This window comes from Neisseria weaveri (assembly GCF_900638685.1).
GTDB lineage: Bacteria > Pseudomonadota > Gammaproteobacteria > Burkholderiales > Neisseriaceae > Neisseria > Neisseria weaveri.
Genome location: NZ_LR134533.1, coordinates 2,139,861 through 2,155,422 on the forward strand (window position 1 = coordinate 2,139,861; position 15,562 = coordinate 2,155,422).

Below are 15,562 nucleotides of genomic sequence, written 5' to 3' on the forward strand. Positions count from 1 at the left end.
AGGTAGGATGGATGTTGTGTTTGATATTTTTTTCAAATTTAAGGTTATGTTTTTATTTTATATTTTTTAGTGTTTGTATCGGGATGTAGGGTAATGGATATATTGAATAAATTTAATGTACTAATTTACATTAATAATTACTTGCAACGGTAATCGTTTTTATTTATCATTGGGTAAAAATGAAATTAAGTATCAATTGTAAACTGATTTAATCAAGTTTAGATTGGGGGCACGCCATGTTTGTTTGTATCTGCAACGCAATTACTGATCATCAAATCAAGGAAACTATTGCTGCCGGCGCTTCTTCGTTGAGCGATTTGCAGGCGCAATTGGGTGTGGCTACTTGTTGCGGTTGTTGCAGCGAGGTAGCGTCTTCTTATTTAAGCAATGCCGCTCAAAGCCAAAGCAGTACTGTCATTGCCGGTATTAATGTTCAAAGCTGAATTTTGTTTTTAATGTTTGTTTGACAAGTTTTTAGTAAAACCGTCTTTTGTTTAAAACCAGGCGGTTTTATTGTTTGTGTAGGATATATTTATCGGTTGAAGAAACACCGGCTTCCATAATTCGGAAGCCGGTGTTTTGTTTTATGACTGTTTAAATAAGTTTGCTTTGATGTGTAATTTGAAAGCAAACGAAATTATTTTTTACAGCTCAAACCTTGGATTTTAGGTTTGTCACCTTCGCCTACTTTAAATTGGCAACTGGTGTGGTTGCTTCCGGTTACGGTCAGGGTGCCGTTGGTAAGATTAAGGTTAACGGGTTCGCCGACGCCCATGCTAACTGCTGTGGAGGCTAGTTGCTGTACGTCACTTGCTGTATATGGTGTATTGTTGTCGGCGATTTTGATTTCTTTGGCTGCGTAAGCTTTTACGCCGAAAGACAGGGCAGCAGTTGCGGCTAATAGGGTAAAAACTTTACTTTTGTTCATTGTATTTCCTGTGTGTTAAAGGGTTTGTAGCGTTTGCTACGTTTTTAGAATATAGGATAAATCGGCATTTTGGCAAGGTTTTGCTGCGTTTTTACGGAATTTTATGGTGTTGCCGTCTGATTTTACAGTTTTGCGGGGCGCTTTGTGTTTAAACGGTTGCAATGATATAGACCACTTGGTAATCCAAGGGATATCTGCCTTCCTGTGTTCGGTATTGCTCATAGGCCGTCTGAAAATTCTGCCATGTTTTTTTGCCTGTCAGCCCTGGTGTTGTGCGGTTGATGACATGATTGGCACCGACTTTTTTCAGTCCTTGCAGCAGTTGTTTCACGCTATCGAATTCTTGGGTAACGGTTTCACTATGGTGCCGGATTCGGGTAAATCCTTGAAAAGCTTGGCAGATGGTTTCTATGTCGAGAAATTCGTTGGTATGGATATTGTTGTCGGTGTGTTTCCATGCTTCAGTTAATTGCCAGAGGCTGCCGTTGCTTAAAGTGCTGACGGCGATGTGCCCGCCGGTTTGTGTTATGCGCTTCATTTCTTGGGCGGCTTGGCCAAGATTGCACCATTGTAATGCCAGGCTGCTGAAGCAGCCGTTTAGCGAATCGGATGCTAAAGGCAGGGTTTCTGCGTCGGCAAGAATGGTGTGTTCGGCTCGTTGGTTTTGTTGAATATAGGACAACATGCCTGGTGCGATGTCGAGTGCGTAAACAGTAGCGTGCTGTTGCTGCATGGCTTGGCTGAACCAACCGCTTCCGGCGCCGATATCGGCAATTTTTTTATGCCAGAGGCCGTCTGAAAATTGTTCGGTAAAAAGGGAAAGCAGCCGGGAGCCGACTGTTTGTTGCAGATTGGCGGCGGAATCGTAGCTGCCGGCGGCAAGACTGAATGTTTCGGCGATTTTAGTTTTGGTTTGTTGCGTGGAAAGCATGAATTAATCCTTCGACCAGTGTGTCGATGTGTCGGTGTTCGTGTGCGGCGGTTAGGGTAATGCGTAGGCGTGCTTGTCCGTTTGGAACGGTGGGTGGGCGTATTGCCGGTATGTATAGTTGGTTGGCGCGCAATAAGGCGGCGGTTTTCAGGGTGTGGCCGTTATCGCCGCACAGTACCGGCTGTATCGGTGTGGATGATGGTAAAAGCCGGTGGGCTAATCCTGCTTGGATGATGGCCGTCTGAAAATAGCGGATATTGTCTGTTAAGCGTTTGCGCAATTCGTCTCCCTGCCGTATGCGGCATAGGGCGGTGGAAAGTGCCACGGCTTGGGCGGGCGGAACGGCGGTGCTGTAAATCAGATGCCGGGCGAATTGTGTGAGATATTCCGCTACGGTATCGTTGCATAAGATGGCTGCGCCCATGAGTCCGAACGCTTTGCCGAAGGTAACGATCAGGATATCCGGTTTGGCTTGGCAATGCTCGGTACTGCCCATGCCTTCCCGTCCTAATACGCCGATGCCGTGTGCATCATCGATAATCAGCCAAGCATGGTGTTGCCGGCATAATTTTTTCAGACGGCCTATATCTGTAATGTCTCCGTCCATACTGAACACCCCTTCGCTGGCAACCAAAATGCGTTGTTTCTCGCATTGGTTGAGTTGCTGTTCGAGTGCGGCATGATTTTGGTGGGGAAAACGGCGGTATTGTGCAGGGCCGGACATGGCGGCTTCCTGCATGGAGGCGTGGCAATATTTATCTGCGATCAAAACATCGTTTTTTTTCAGCAGGCCGAGTAAAACCGCCTGATTGGCGGCGTAACCGCTGGGAAACAGCAGGGCGCGGGAATAGCCGAGCCAACCGGCAAGTTCTTGCTCGAATTGTTGATGTAGGTGGGTATGGCCGGTAACTAAAGGAGAACCGCCGCTGCCTGTTCCGTATTCGGCAAGTGCCTGCTGCCATGCGGAGATGATTTCCGGGTCTCGGCTTAGGCCCAGATAGTCGTTGCTGCCGAAATTCAAATAATCCTGTCCGTCGATATGGATATCGGGTAATGCGGATTGGGCGTGGCGCGGTGTTCGGGTGCGGTAGGCTTGTTTTTGGTGTTGCAGAACCAATTCGTTTTGCAGAGAGGCTGTCCAGCTCATAATGTTAAACGGCTTGTATGATACAAATTTGCATAGTGTGTTGTTTTTTGTCACTGATGTCAAAGAATGATGTCGATATATAAAAAAGGCCGTCTGAAATTTTCAGACGGCCTGTAAACATAAATTTGACTGTTTTTAGGTATTACAGCGCATTCAAAACGGCATTGCCCATTTCGGAGCAGGAAACGAGTTTGCAGCCTTCTTCAAAAATATCGCCGGTGCGGAAGCCTTGCTCCAACACGGTTTGAACGGCGTTTTCGATGCGTTTGGCTCCGGCTTCGTCGTTCAGGCTGTAACGCACGAGCATTGCCAGCGAAAGAATGGTTGCCAGCGGGTTGGCTTTGTCTTGGCCTGCGATATCGGGGGCGGAACCGTGCGAGGGTTCGTACAAACCTTTGCCGGTTTCGTTTAAAGACGCAGACGGCAGCATACCGATAGAGCCGGTCAGCATCGATGCCTGATCGCTCAGAATATCGCCGAAAATATTGCCGGTGGCAATCACGTCAAACTGTTTCGGCGCGCGCACAAGCTGCATGGCGGCGTTGTCGACATACATGTGCGAAAGTTCTACGTCAGGGTAATCTTTAGCGGTTTCGGTAAAGATTTCTTTCCACAATTCGGTGGTTTCCAATACGTTGGCTTTATCGACCGAACACAGCTTTTTATTGCGTTTTTGTGCGGCTTCAAACGACACTTTGGCGATGCGGCGGATTTCGCTTTCGCTGTATTTCATGGTGTTGAAGCCTTCGCGTTCGCCGTTTTCCTGCGTGCGGATGCCGCGCGGTTCGCCGAAATAAATATCGCCGGTGAGTTCGCGCACAATCAGAATATCCAAGCCCGCAACCACTTCGGGTTTGAGCGTGGAAGCATTGGCCAATTCTTTATACAGGATGGCGGGGCGCAGGTTGGCAAACAGGTTTAAATCTTTGCGGATGGCCAGCAAACCGCGCTCGGGGCGGAGCGGGCGGTCGAGATTGTCGTATTGCGGGCCGCCGACGGCACCGAGCAATACGGCATCGGCTTCGCGGCAGAGTTTTTGAGTGAATTCGGGGTAAGGGTGGCCGTATTCGTCGTAAGCGGCGCCACCGAGCGGGGCGTATTGATACTGGACATCGAGGCCGTCTGAAATCAATTTGTCTAACACGCGCACGGCTTGGGCGATGATTTCGGGGCCGATGCCGTCGCCGGGAAGAATGGCAATTTGTTTGGTCATGCAATATTTTCCTTTGCTGAACAGAATATTAAGTTTGATATTAAATATGTTTGGGTATGTAGTCAGGCCGTCTGAAATTTCAGACGGCCTTTATTGTTTTTAGGCATTAAACAGCCAAGGCTGGGTTTGTTTGCGTTTGGCTTCAAATGCTTTGATTTCGTCTGCATGCTGCAGAGTCAGACCGATTTCGTCTAAGCCGTTGAGCAGGCAGTGTTTGCGGTGCTCGGTGATGTCGAAGCCGAATGCTTCGCCGCTTGGTGTGGTTACGGTTTGTTTTTCCAAATCGATAGAAAGCCGGTAGCCTTCTGCGGCTTCGGTTTCCTGAAACAGTTTATCTACAATTTCTTCACTTAATACGATCGGCAGCAGGCCGTTTTTATAGCAGTTGTTGAAGAAAATGTCGGCGAAAGAAGGAGCGATAACGGCGCGGAAACCATAGTCGTCTAAAGCCCAGGGGGCGTGTTCGCGTGATGAGCCGCAGCCGAAGTTTTTACGGGTGAGCAGAATTTGCGCACCTTGGTAGCGTGGTTGGTTCAGTGAGAAATCAGGATTAAGCGGACGCTTGCTGTTGTCCATGCCGGGTTCGCCGTGATCTAAATAACGCCACTCATCGAAGCAGTTGGGGCCGAAGCCTGAACGTTTGATGGATTTGAGAAATTGCTTGGGTATGATTGCATCGGTATCGACATTGGAGCGGTCGAGCGGGGCAACCAATGCAGTAATTTTGGTAAAGGCTTTCATGGTGTACTTTCAGTCGGAATCACCCCGCCTTGCGGCGGGGGTAATGAATTACATAGCAGATTTAACGTCTTGTGCCGTGTTGGTTACAGCGTTACCTGCAGCGCTGACATCTTTACCTGCGCCGGCAATGGTATTGCAACCGGCCAAGAAAGAAACGGCGGTAAGAGCGATCAGTGCGAATTTTTTCATTATTAAACTCCTTTGATTGAACAATCCCAATTATTGGGCAACATGGGTAACAGCGCGTCCTACTGCGCTGACATCTTTACCTGCACCGGCAATGGTGTTGCAGCCGGTTAGCAATGCTACGGTAGCAATTGTGATTAAAGCTAATTTTTTCATCGTTTCCCACTCCTTATAAATGGTATATGGTGAAATCACTTATTAAGTACAACCAAGAACCTTGGTATTCATCATAATGCCAAATACTTCTTTGAAATTCAATGATACTTATGCAGGTTTGCTGAAGCTGCTTATAACCCTTTGATTTTCATTATTTGATATTGATAAAAATATTAAATTAAGCTGCGCACATCGGTAAAGTGTCCGGCCACCGCCGCCGCCGCCGCCATAGCGGGGCTCACCAAATGGGTGCGTCCGCCGTTACCTTGGCGGCCTTCGAAATTGCGGTTGGAAGTGGAGGCGCAGCGTTCTTGCGGTTCCAAGCGGTCGGCATTCATGGCCAAGCACATCGAACAGCCCGGCTCGCGCCATTCGAAGCCCGCTGCGGTGAAGATTTTGTCCAAACCTTCTTTTTCGGCTTGCTCCTTAACCAAACCCGAGCCGGGCACCACCAAAACGCGTTTCACGTTATCCGCTTTCAGACGGCCTTTAGCTACGGCGGCGGCTTCGCGCAAATCTTCGATGCGGCTGTTGGTGCAGGAGCCGATAAACACCACGTCTACCGGAATTTTGTTCAGCGGCGTGTCGGCGGTTAAGCCCATGTATTCGAGGGCGCGTTCCATGCCGCTGCGTTTAACGGGGTCGGATTCTTGCGCCGGATTCGGCACTTTGCCGTTGATGTCCAACACCATTTCGGGTGAAGTGCCCCACGTTACCTGCGGTTCGATATCGGCGGCATCAAACTCGAATACGCTGTCGAATGGCGCGCCTTCGTCGGAAACCAGCGTTTTCCAGTAAGCAACGGCTTGCTCCCATGCTTCGCCTTTGGGAGCGAAAGGTTTGTCTTTTACATATTCGATGGTGGTGTCGTCCACCGCCACGATGCCCGAACGCGCGCCGGCTTCAATCGCCATATTGCACAAGGTCATGCGGCCTTCCATGCTGAGCGAGCGGATGGCTTCGCCGCCGAATTCGATTGCATAGCCGGTGCCGCCTGCGGTGCCGATTCGGCCGATAATGTATAAGGCCACGTCTTTGGCGGTTACGCCCGGTTTCAGACGGCCGTTGACCTTAATCAGCATGGATTTGGACTTTTTGGCCGTGATGCATTGGGTAGCCATCACATGTTCGACTTCGGAAGTGCCGATGCCGTGTGCCAATGCGCCGAATGCGCCGTGGGTGGAGGTGTGCGAATCGCCGCAAACCACGGTCATGCCGGGCAGGGTGGCACCTTGTTCCGGCCCCATCACATGCACGATGCCTTGCCCTTTGTCTTTGAACGGGAAATAAGCCAGCGCGCCGAATTCTTTGATATTGCCGTCTAAAGTGTCAACTTGCAGCTTGGAAATCGGGTCTTGGATACCTTTGTCCCAGTTGTCGGTTGGCGTATTGTGGTCGGCGGTGGAAACCACGCTGTCGACGCGCCACAATTTGCGACCGGCCATTTTCAAACCTTCAAAGGCTTGCGGGCTGGTTACTTCGTGAACCAGATGGCGGTCGATATAGAGTAAAACCGTGCCGTCTTCTTCTTGGCGGACGATATGGCTGTTCCAGAGTTTGTCGTAGAGGGTTTGTGGATTCATGATCATTTGCTTTGGAAGTGGATGTTCGGAGAAATCAGTTAATTTATTAGGCTATATTAGACTCGTCGTTAACTTATTGCAACCTTTTTGTCTAATTTATTGTCAACAATCTGAACTCGCTCCTTTATATCGCAAAAATTAGACATTTTGTCTTTTTATTGTGTCCGGGAAAAGATTTTATTTAAAACATTCTTGCTTTTCAGAGGTTAAAAAATTTATTATCTACCAATGTTAATTTCAATATTAGGAAGTATAAATTATGAACTTGCCTGTGGTATCAGAAAAATATAAGCAGCATTTGCAGGATTTTGAAGCAAGAATCCTGCAAAACCAGCCTAAAATTGAAGCTTGGTTCCGTTCTAAATGGGCAAGTCACCGGCCGCCGTTTTATGGGTCGGTCGATATCCGCAACAGCGGCTATAAAATGGCTTCCATCGATATGAACCTGTTTCCCGGCGGCTTCAACAATCTTAATCCCAATTTTATTCCGCTGGCCGCTGTGGCCGCCCAAGATGCGGTGGAGCGGGCCTGTAAAGAAGCCAAATCGGTATTAATCGTGCCGGAAAACCATACCCGCAATACTTTTTACCTGCAAAATGTTTATTCACTCAGCAGCATTTTACGTTCGGCAGGTTTTGAAGTGCGTTTGGGCAGTTTGAACCCTGATATTGCCGAACCTACCGAGTTTCAGACGGCTTTGGGTGATAAAATTTTGCTGGAACCATTACTGCGCACCCGTGAACGGGTGCATTTGGCAGATGGTTTCTCCCCCTGTGTGGTGTTGTTAAACAATGATTTGTCAGGCGGTGTGCCTGATATTTTGAAGGGTGTAAACCAAACGGTATTGCCACCGTTGCACGGGGGATGGACAACGCGCCGTAAAACTACACATTTTGGCGCATACAATAAAGTAGCTGCCGAGTTTGCCGAATTAATCGGTATGGATGAATGGCAGATCAATCCTTATTTCGAGCAAATCAGCGGTTTGGATTTTCAAGAGCGTGAAGGCGAGGATGCTTTGGCGGATGCCGTCGAACGGATGTTGGCGAAGATTCAGGCGAAATACGATGAGAAAGGCATTGATGACAAACCTTTTGTGATTGTTAAAGCCGATGCGGGCACATACGGCATGGGGGTGATGAGCGTGAAGTCTGCCGATGAGGTGCGTAGCCTGAACCGTAAAAACCGCAATAAAATGGCGAAAGTGAAAGAAGGTTTGGAAGTCAGCGAAGTTATCGTTCAAGAAGGTATCTATACTTATGAGACTCTAAATGGAGCTGTGGCCGAGCCTGTTGTATATATGATGGATAGATTTGTTATCGGTGGCTTTTACCGCGTGCATGAAGGACGGGGGGCTGACGAAAATCTCAATGCTTCGGGTATGCTTTTTGTGCCACTGGAGCAGAGCATCCCCTCTGTAAGCAGTAGCGGTGATGCCGATCCAGAAGTATTGGCTGCCTGTAAGCGCGTTTTTGAACAATGGGACAGATTGGGGATGCCGTCTGCATCTGATGCGCCGGATTGCGAATGTAACCGTTTATATGTTTATGGTGTGATGGCGAGATTATCGCTGTTGGCTGCATCACTTGAGTTGGAACAAGGTTAATAATAATATTTCAAGTAAATATTAATAAGCCGTCTGAGTAGCAATATTCAGACGGCCTTATTTTTATCTTTACAATAATTAACAGATGTATTTTTTAATGCTACAAAGATAAAAATCCGCCTTTGTTAGGCAATACAAAGAACAATCCAAATCTCCTATTTATCTCCTATTTTTTTGAAGAAAAAAAACAGTCATGTCAAGACTGGTTATCAAAAGCAAAATCCATTATATTGTCTTCCCGGCTGCAAGACTTGATGAGTTTTGTGTTTGTAATAACCAAATTGGAATAAACCGATGAATGCTGCAACTAACCTGAAAGTAACTAAGCGAGATGGTCGCTTGGAAGAGCTAAATCTTGATAAAATTCACCGTGTTATCACATGGGCAGCTAAGGGTTTAAATAATGTTTCAGTTTCTCAGGTTGAGCTGAAATCGCATATCCAGTTTTATAACGGCATCCGCACCGATGATATTCATGAAACCATCATTAAAGCGGCTGCAGACTTAATCTCCCAAGAGACGCCGGATTACCAATATTTGGCAGCGCGCTTGGCAATTTTCCATTTGAGAAAAATTGCTTACGGCGAATATGACCCACCTCATCTGTTTGAGCACGTTTCCAAACTCACTGAAGCAGGCAAATACGACCGCCACATTTTGGCGGATTACAGCCGCGAAGAATTTGAAGAACTGAACGATTATATCGACCACGAGCGCGATATGACTTTCTCTTACGGCGCGGTCAAGCAGCTTGAAGGTAAATATCTGGTGCAAAACCGCGTTACCCGCCAAATCTACGAAACGCCGCAGTTTCTGTATATTTTGGTGGCTATGTGCCTATTTGCCAAATACCCGAAAACCACCCGTTTGTATTATGTGAAACGCTTTTACGATGCCGTTTCCACCTTCAAAATTTCCCTGCCTACGCCGATTATGTCGGGCGTACGCACGCCGACGCGCCAATTCTCAAGCTGCGTGTTGATCGAGTGCGACGACAGCCTCGACAGCATCAACGCCACCACCAGCGCGATTGTGAAATACGTTTCGCAACGTGCCGGTATCGGCATCAACGCAGGCCGCATCCGCGGCTTGGGCAGCGAAATCCGCGGCGGCGAAGCACAACACACCGGCTGTATTCCGTTTTTTAAAATGTTCCAAGCTGCGGTTAAGTCTTGTTCGCAAGGCGGCGTGCGCGGCGGTGCGGCCACTCTGTTTTACCCGCTGTGGCACATCGAAGTGGAAAGCCTGCTGGTGCTGAAAAATAACCGCGGCGTAGAAGACAACCGTGTGCGCCATCTTGACTACGGCGTGCAAATCAACCGTCTGCTTTATACCCGCCTGATTAAAGGCGGCAACATTACTTTGTTCTCGCCCAATGAAGTACCCGGCTTGTACGAAGCGTTTTTTGCCGATCAAGACGAATTCGAGCGTTTGTATACGCAATACGAACAGGATCCGAATATCCGCAAACGTGCGTTGCCTGCGACCGAACTGTTTTCATTAATGATGCAGGAGCGCGCCGGCACCGGCCGCATCTACATTCAAAACGTCGATCATTGCAACACGCACAGCCCGTTTGATCCCAAAGTCGCTCCCGTGCGCCAATCCAACCTGTGCTTGGAAATTGCCTTGCCGACTAAGCCGTTAAACGACATTAACGATGAAAACGGCGAAATCGCCTTGTGTACCCTGTCGGCATTCAACTTGGGCGCGTTGGAAAGTTTGGATGAACTCGAAGGCTTGGCCGATCTCGCCGTCCGCGCACTCGATGCCTTGTTGGATTATCAGGATTACCCCGTTAAAGCGGCCAAAGTCGCCACCATGAACCGCCGCACCCTCGGCATCGGCGTGATTAACTACGCCTACTATTTGGCCAAAAACGGTGTGAAATACAGCGACGATTCCGCTATCCCTTTAACCCACCGCACCTTTGAAGCCATCCAATACTACTTGCTCAAAGCCTCGGTGGAACTTGCCAAAGAATTCGGTGCCTGCCCGCTGTTCAACGAAACCACTTACGCGCAAGGCAAGCTGCCGATTGATACCTACAAAAAAGATTTGGATGCCATCTGCCAAGAGCCGCTGCATCTCGATTGGGAAAGCCTGCGTGCCGACATTGTGAAGCACGGCCTGCGCAATTCAACCTTAACCGCCTTGATGCCGTCTGAAACCAGCTCGCAGATTGCCAACGCCACCAACGGCATCGAACCGCCGCGCGGTTTGGTATCTGTGAAAGCCTCGAAAGACGGTATTCTGAAACAAGTAGTGCCTGAATTCGGCCGTCTGAAAAACCAATACGAACTGCTGTGGCAAATGCCTTCCAACGACGGTTATTTGAAACTTGTCGGCATTATGCAGAAGTTTGTCGACCAAGCCATTTCCGCCAATACCAGCTACGACCCGCAACGCTTCGAAGGCGGCCGTGTACCGATGAAGCAACTGCTGAAAGACTTGCTCACTGCTTACAAATTCGGCTTGAAAACCCTGTATTACCACAACACTCGTGATGGCGCGGACGATACGCAGACTGACTTGCAGGATGACGGCTGCGCGGGTGGGGCTTGTAAGATTTAAGAGTTTTTAAATTTTGAGTGTAAATAGACTTTCTTAATTGAGAGTCTTCTAAATTCAACAATTTAAAGATTCGAAATTAGGATTGTCGGATTTACATGGTACTACGTCTTATTATGTTATGAGGCATAATTAACTATGAAAATCAGTGACAAGATTATTAAAGAGGTTTTTACAAGTAAAGCATTTGTTTGGACCTTTTCATTCTTAATCGCGGTGTTAATTACTGTGGTTTCCATCCGATTTGTTGATGGTATTACTGAAGTTAAACACGGTAACACAATAATCAACAGAAAAGTTCAATAACCTCTTTAATTTAAAATATATTGGGAACTTTTATGTCCTGCGAACACTTAGTGATGTCATACAGCACATTCAGCAAAGAAAAAAATGATGCTTTGCTGGAGCCGATGTTTTTCGGTCAACCTGTGAATGTTGCCCGTTATGACCAGCAAAAATATGAAATTTTTGAAAAGCTGATTGAAAAACAACTGTCTTTCTTTTGGCGGCCGGAAGAAATCGATGTGTCGCGCGACCGTATCGATTACCAGAATCTGCCTGATCATGAAAAGCATATTTTCATCAGCAACCTGAAATACCAAACGCTGTTGGATTCGATTCAGGGGCGCAGCCCGAATGTGGCTTTGCTGCCGTTGGTGTCGATTCCGGAGTTGGAAACGTGGATTGAAACGTGGTCGTTTTCGGAAACCATCCACTCGCGCAGCTACACGCACATTATCCGTAATATCGTGAACGATCCTTCGGTGGTGTTCGATGATATTGTCGATAACGAATACATTATTGCCCGCGCGGAAGATATCGCCTGCTATTACGATGATTTGATTGAATATACCCAATACTACAATCTGTTGGGCGAAGGCGAGCATCATGTGAACGGTAAGGTGGTTACGGTTAACAAGCGCGAGCTGAAAAAGAAACTGTATCTGTGCCTGATGTGCGTGAATGTGCTGGAAGCGATCCGTTTTTATGTGTCGTTTGCCTGCTCGTTTGCTTTTGCCGAACGCGAGTTGATGGAAGGCAATGCAAAAATCATCAAGCTGATTGCGCGAGATGAAGCTTTGCACTTAACCAGCACGCAGCATATGTTGAACCTGATGCGCAGCGGTGCGGACGACCCTGAAATGGCACAGATTGCCGCCGAGTTGGAGCAGGAATGTTTCGAATTGTTTAAAACGGCGGCCACTCAGGAAAAAGAGTGGGCGGAGTATCTCTTTAAAGATGGTTCGATGATCGGCCTGAATAAGGAAATTCTCAGTCAGTACGTTGAATATATTACCAATCTGCGTATGGCGGCGGTGGGTTTGAAGCCTGCTTTTGAAGGAGCGAGCCAAAACCCGATTCCGTGGATTAATGCGTGGTTGTCGTCTGATAATGTTCAGGTGGCGCCGCAGGAAGTGGAAATCAGCTCTTACTTAATCGGCCAGATTGATGCCGAAGTGAGCGCGGATGATTTGGGCGATTTTGAGCTGTAAGCATTAATATCGAAGGCCGTCTGAAAATTTAAAAGTTCAGACGGCCTTAGTGTTTGGACATCGTTATAATTACGAACAGTAATGAATCATGGCCGAGCGTTTAATTTATTATTTTGAAACTGATCAGTCACATTATGGTTTTGATTACCACACGCGATAAAATTTTCAAACTCCAAGAAGGGGAAACTTTGCTTGAAGGGTTGGAACGTACGGGCCATGAAGTGGAATATCAGTGCAGAAGCGGTTATTGCGGTTCATGCAGGGTAAAGATTTTATCCGGAAAGGTCAGCTATAAAGAATTTCCATTGGCCTTTGTTGCTCCCGGTGAAATTTTACCTTGCTGTTGTCAGGTGGACGAGGCGGTGACTTTAGATTGCGGCTTGCCGCAGCAGGAGCCGGATTTGTTTGATCAAGATTTGTTTTCGGAATAACAGCTAAAGTGAGGAAGAGATGAAAACCAAATTATTTACGGTTGTCGGCGCATTGGTATTGGGTGCGTGTACTCATGTGGCGGTGAATGATTCAGGAAAAGTGGAAATGGGCGCAGAGTCAAAATTAAATCGGGTATGGATGCTTGACGAGTGGCCGGGCTTCACTCGTGAGCAGCTTCATCAGGCTAAAGCAGAAATGAATTTTACGGCTTTGCCGCATGTATCCGCTTATATGGGTTGCAACCGCATGATGTTTGAAGCCGATGTCAGCCAATCTTCCCGCACGGAAGGCCGATTAGCTTTTGGTGCCGTTGCTTCGACACGCAAGCTTTGTTTTGACAGCATGGCCTTGGAGCAGGATTTCGGCAACCGTATCGGCAGTTTTACCCGCTATAAGCTGGAAGGCCACCGCTTGATTTTACAAAACGGGCAAGGGCAAACCGCAAGGTTTGTGGCGCAAGATTGGGATTGAGTATTTCAACATTAAAGTACGCTGGAAAATAAACAAGGCCGTCTGAATTTTTCAGACGGCCTTCCTATCACTTCACCAATTATTTCAGCAAAACAATCTTTCTCACTCACTGTCCGCGCAAAAACAGTGCGTCCAATTCTTTCAAAGTGAGCTTCACCCAAGTGGGTCGGCCGTGGTTGCATTGGTTGCTGCGCGGGGTGTTTTCCATGTCGCGCAAGAGGGCGTTCATTTCGGGCAGGGTCAGCTGGCGGCCGGCGCGCACGGAGCCGTGGCAGGCCATGGTGGAAAGGATTTGGTTTTCACGCGCTTCGATGGTTTGCGAACTGCCGTTTTGGGCGATTTCGCGCAACATGTCGCGGGCGAGCGAGGCCACGTCGCTTTTGCCGAGCATGGCTGGCACGGCGCGCACGGCGATGGTGTTGCCGCCCATGTCGGAAAGCTCCATGCCGAATCCGCGCAGGGCTTCGGCATGGTCGGCAAGGGCGGCGGTTTCTTCGTGGCTGGCGGCAAAGGTTACGGGGATCAGCAGCCGCTGGCTTTGTAGGCTGCCGAGGGTGTTGCGCTGGGTTTTCATTTTTTCGTAGTTGATGCGTTCGGCGGCGGCGTGCATATCGATAAGCAGCAGGCTGTCTTCGGCTTGGGCGAGGATATAGATGCCTAAAAGTTGCGCGATGGCAAAGCCTAAAGGCGGCAGTTCGGCGGCTTGGGGATCGTGCTTTTCAGCATCGGTGCTGCTTGGTTGTTCTGCTGTTTCAGGGTGGATTTCAGACGGCCTTTGGATGCCGAAACGGGCTTGCTCAAACTGGCTAAGTTCGATGTCTTCATCCGGTTCGGTTTTGCGGTAGAGCTCGGCATAAGTATTTAAGGCGGCGCGGCTTTCGCGCAGGGATAAGGTGCGCTGTTGCGGTACGCGGGCGGCGGAGTAGGGCGCGGGTGCGGATTTGCCTCCAAAGCCGCCGAAATGTTGTTGCTGCGGCTGCGTAGTCAGCTTGAGGCCGTCTGAAAGGCTTTCCGGTGCGCTTGGGTTTTCAGACGGCATGGTTACGCCCAGCATGTCGTGCAATACGCTGCCGGCGTTGCTCACGCTTTCGGTTTGGTCGGCACGGGTACCGGCCAATGCTTTGTTGAGGGTGTGGAACACCAGTTGGTGTACGGCTTGGCTGTCGCGGAAACGGATTTCGGTTTTGGTGGGATGCACGTTTACGTCCACCGCTTCGGGCGGCAAGTCGAGAAACAGCACGAAAGCGGGCGTGAGGGCGTTGTGCAACACGTCGCGGTAAGCTTGTTTCACGGCGTGCAGCATCACTTTGTCGCGCACGAAACGGCGGTTGACGAAACAATACTGCTTGTCGGTTTTGCCTTTGGCAAAGGTGGGCTTGGCGATGAAACCGTGGAGCCGCATGATGCCTTCGCCGCTGTCGATCTCCAAAGAGGCCGTCTGAAAATCGTCGCCCACGATGGCGGCGACGCGTTCCCGCAAACTCTGGGCGGGCAGTTTGAAGATGCTTTTACCGTCGCGTTTGAGCGAAAAGGCAATATGCGGATGCGCCAGCGCAAGGCGTTCGAGCATGGTGGCACAATGGGCGTATTCGGTGTTTTCGGATTTTAAAAACTTGCGCCGCGCTGGGGTGTTGAAAAACAGCTCGGCTACTTCTACGGTGGTGCCGACGGGGTGCGCCGCCGCACCGCTTTCGCTGAGTTTGCCGTCTTCCGCTTTTATCTGATTGGCGTGCGCGCTGCTTTCGGTGCGGCTGGTAAGCGTGAGGCGGCTCACCGATGCGATGCTAGCCAAGCCTTCGCCACGAAAGCCCATGCTGGCAACGTGTTCCAAATCGGTGAGCGATTTGATTTTGCTGGTGGCGTGGCGGTGCAGGGCGAGGGAAATGTCGTCGGCATGGATGCCGCTGCCGTTGTCGGTTACGCGGATCAGCCTGATGCCGCCGCCGGCAAGCTCCACATCAACCGCCGTCGCGCCTGCGTCGATGCTGTTTTCTACGATTTCTTTCAAGGCGCTGGCGGGGCGTTCCACCACTTCGCCGGCGGCGATTTGGTTGACGAGATGGTCGGGCAGGGCGGCGATGCGGTTCATGGTTGTACTGGATGT

The 15,562-nt window shown here is 49.2% G+C and carries 15 protein-coding genes; 6 read left to right on the forward strand and 9 right to left on the reverse strand.

The genetic code is table 11. The annotated features are described in order from the left end of the window. Positions 1-236: 236 nt before the first annotated feature. Positions 237-443 (forward strand): (2Fe-2S)-binding protein, encoded by a 207-nt coding sequence (locus tag EL309_RS10235; RefSeq protein ID WP_004283404.1) that lies wholly within the window; start codon positions 237-239, stop codon positions 441-443. A gap of 194 nt (positions 444-637) precedes the next feature. Here the strand turns inward: EL309_RS10235 and EL309_RS10240 are convergent, their stop codons facing one another. From EL309_RS10240 to leuC, 8 genes are all read right to left on the reverse strand, one after another. Continuing rightward, positions 638-928: a hypothetical protein gene (locus EL309_RS10240; protein WP_004283402.1), complete on the reverse strand. Its 291-nt coding sequence runs from the start codon at positions 926-928 to the stop codon at positions 638-640. 148 nt (positions 929-1,076) lie between these two features. Next, positions 1,077-1,859, reverse strand: coding sequence for a malonyl-ACP O-methyltransferase BioC (bioC, locus tag EL309_RS10245; RefSeq protein ID WP_004283400.1), 783 nt, complete (start codon positions 1,857-1,859; stop codon positions 1,077-1,079). Then, complete coding sequence (gene bioF / locus EL309_RS10250) at positions 1,831-3,006, reverse strand: 8-amino-7-oxononanoate synthase (protein WP_004286307.1); 1,176 nt, start codon at positions 3,004-3,006, stop codon at positions 1,831-1,833. Before bioF ends, bioC begins: the two co-directional genes overlap by 29 nt. 142 nt (positions 3,007-3,148) lie before the next feature. After that, the gene (gene leuB, locus EL309_RS10255) at positions 3,149-4,219 is read right to left on the reverse strand and encodes a 3-isopropylmalate dehydrogenase (protein ID WP_004283398.1); all 1,071 of its coding nucleotides are present in this window, start codon (positions 4,217-4,219) and stop codon (positions 3,149-3,151) included. Between the two features lie 99 nt (positions 4,220-4,318). Next, entirely contained in the window at positions 4,319-4,960 is a 642-nt protein-coding gene (gene leuD / locus EL309_RS10260) for a 3-isopropylmalate dehydratase small subunit (protein WP_004283397.1), read from the reverse strand. A gap of 48 nt (positions 4,961-5,008) precedes the next feature. Continuing rightward, on the reverse strand, positions 5,009-5,149 hold the full coding sequence (locus tag EL309_RS10265; RefSeq protein ID WP_004283396.1) for an entericidin A/B family lipoprotein: 141 nt from the start codon (positions 5,147-5,149) through the stop codon (positions 5,009-5,011). A 30-nt stretch (positions 5,150-5,179) separates the two neighbouring features. Next, positions 5,180-5,302 carry an entericidin A/B family lipoprotein gene (locus EL309_RS10270; RefSeq protein WP_004283395.1) on the reverse strand — a complete coding sequence of 41 codons (123 nt, stop codon included), beginning with the start codon at positions 5,300-5,302 and terminating at the stop codon, positions 5,180-5,182. 173 nt (positions 5,303-5,475) lie between these two features. Beyond that, entirely contained in the window at positions 5,476-6,885 is a 1,410-nt protein-coding gene (gene leuC / locus EL309_RS10275; RefSeq protein WP_004283394.1) for a 3-isopropylmalate dehydratase large subunit, read from the reverse strand. Between the two features lie 259 nt (positions 6,886-7,144). Between leuC and gshA the strand changes: the two genes are divergently transcribed. From gshA to EL309_RS10300, 5 genes are all read left to right on the forward strand, one after another. Then, positions 7,145-8,491, forward strand: coding sequence for a glutamate--cysteine ligase (gshA, locus tag EL309_RS10280; protein WP_004283393.1), 1,347 nt, complete (start codon positions 7,145-7,147; stop codon positions 8,489-8,491). 294 nt (positions 8,492-8,785) lie between these two features. After that, positions 8,786-11,065, forward strand: coding sequence for a class 1a ribonucleoside-diphosphate reductase subunit alpha (nrdA, locus tag EL309_RS10285; protein ID WP_004283392.1), 2,280 nt, complete (start codon positions 8,786-8,788; stop codon positions 11,063-11,065). 356 nt (positions 11,066-11,421) lie between these two features. After that, positions 11,422-12,555, forward strand: a complete 1,134-nt coding sequence (gene nrdB / locus EL309_RS10290; RefSeq protein ID WP_004283390.1) for a class Ia ribonucleoside-diphosphate reductase subunit beta — start codon at positions 11,422-11,424, stop codon at positions 12,553-12,555. Positions 12,556-12,689: 134 nt separating this feature from the next. Beyond that, positions 12,690-12,986, forward strand: a complete 297-nt coding sequence (gene yfaE, locus EL309_RS10295) for a class I ribonucleotide reductase maintenance protein YfaE (RefSeq protein WP_004283389.1) — start codon at positions 12,690-12,692, stop codon at positions 12,984-12,986. Positions 12,987-13,005: 19 nt separating this feature from the next. Next, positions 13,006-13,458, forward strand: coding sequence for an META domain-containing protein (locus EL309_RS10300; RefSeq protein ID WP_004283388.1), 453 nt, complete (start codon positions 13,006-13,008; stop codon positions 13,456-13,458). 106 nt (positions 13,459-13,564) lie between these two features. On the opposite strand, the gene mutL is transcribed toward EL309_RS10300, so the two are convergent. After that, positions 13,565-15,547: a DNA mismatch repair endonuclease MutL gene (gene mutL / locus EL309_RS10305; protein ID WP_004283387.1), complete on the reverse strand. Its 1,983-nt coding sequence runs from the start codon at positions 15,545-15,547 to the stop codon at positions 13,565-13,567. Positions 15,548-15,562 lie beyond the last annotated feature (15 nt).

What these genes read in the sequence shown, in the direction of transcription:
- bioC (WP_004283400.1), bottom strand. Translation starts at nt 1,859, where the DNA reads ATGCTTTCCACGCAACAAACCAAAACTAAAATCGCCGAAACATTCAGT.
- EL309_RS10270 (WP_004283395.1), bottom strand. Translation starts at nt 5,302, where the DNA reads ATGAAAAAATTAGCTTTAATCACAATTGCTACCGTAGCATTGCTAACC.
- EL309_RS10300 (WP_004283388.1), top strand. Translation starts at nt 13,006, where the DNA reads ATGAAAACCAAATTATTTACGGTTGTCGGCGCATTGGTATTGGGTGCG.
- mutL (WP_004283387.1), bottom strand. Translation starts at nt 15,547, where the DNA reads ATGAACCGCATCGCCGCCCTGCCCGACCATCTCGTCAACCAAATCGCC.
- nrdB (WP_004283390.1), top strand. Translation starts at nt 11,422, where the DNA reads ATGTCATACAGCACATTCAGCAAAGAAAAAAATGATGCTTTGCTGGAG.
- nrdA (WP_004283392.1), top strand. Translation starts at nt 8,786, where the DNA reads ATGAATGCTGCAACTAACCTGAAAGTAACTAAGCGAGATGGTCGCTTG.
- EL309_RS10265 (WP_004283396.1), bottom strand. Translation starts at nt 5,149, where the DNA reads ATGAAAAAATTCGCACTGATCGCTCTTACCGCCGTTTCTTTCTTGGCC.
- gshA (WP_004283393.1), top strand. Translation starts at nt 7,145, where the DNA reads ATGAACTTGCCTGTGGTATCAGAAAAATATAAGCAGCATTTGCAGGAT.
- EL309_RS10240 (WP_004283402.1), bottom strand. Translation starts at nt 928, where the DNA reads ATGAACAAAAGTAAAGTTTTTACCCTATTAGCCGCAACTGCTGCCCTG.
- leuB (WP_004283398.1), bottom strand. Translation starts at nt 4,219, where the DNA reads ATGACCAAACAAATTGCCATTCTTCCCGGCGACGGCATCGGCCCCGAA.
- EL309_RS10235 (WP_004283404.1), top strand. Translation starts at nt 237, where the DNA reads ATGTTTGTTTGTATCTGCAACGCAATTACTGATCATCAAATCAAGGAA.
- leuC (WP_004283394.1), bottom strand. Translation starts at nt 6,885, where the DNA reads ATGAATCCACAAACCCTCTACGACAAACTCTGGAACAGCCATATCGTC.
- yfaE (WP_004283389.1), top strand. Translation starts at nt 12,690, where the DNA reads ATGGTTTTGATTACCACACGCGATAAAATTTTCAAACTCCAAGAAGGG.
- leuD (WP_004283397.1), bottom strand. Translation starts at nt 4,960, where the DNA reads ATGAAAGCCTTTACCAAAATTACTGCATTGGTTGCCCCGCTCGACCGC.
- bioF (WP_004286307.1), bottom strand. Translation starts at nt 3,006, where the DNA reads ATGAGCTGGACAGCCTCTCTGCAAAACGAATTGGTTCTGCAACACCAA.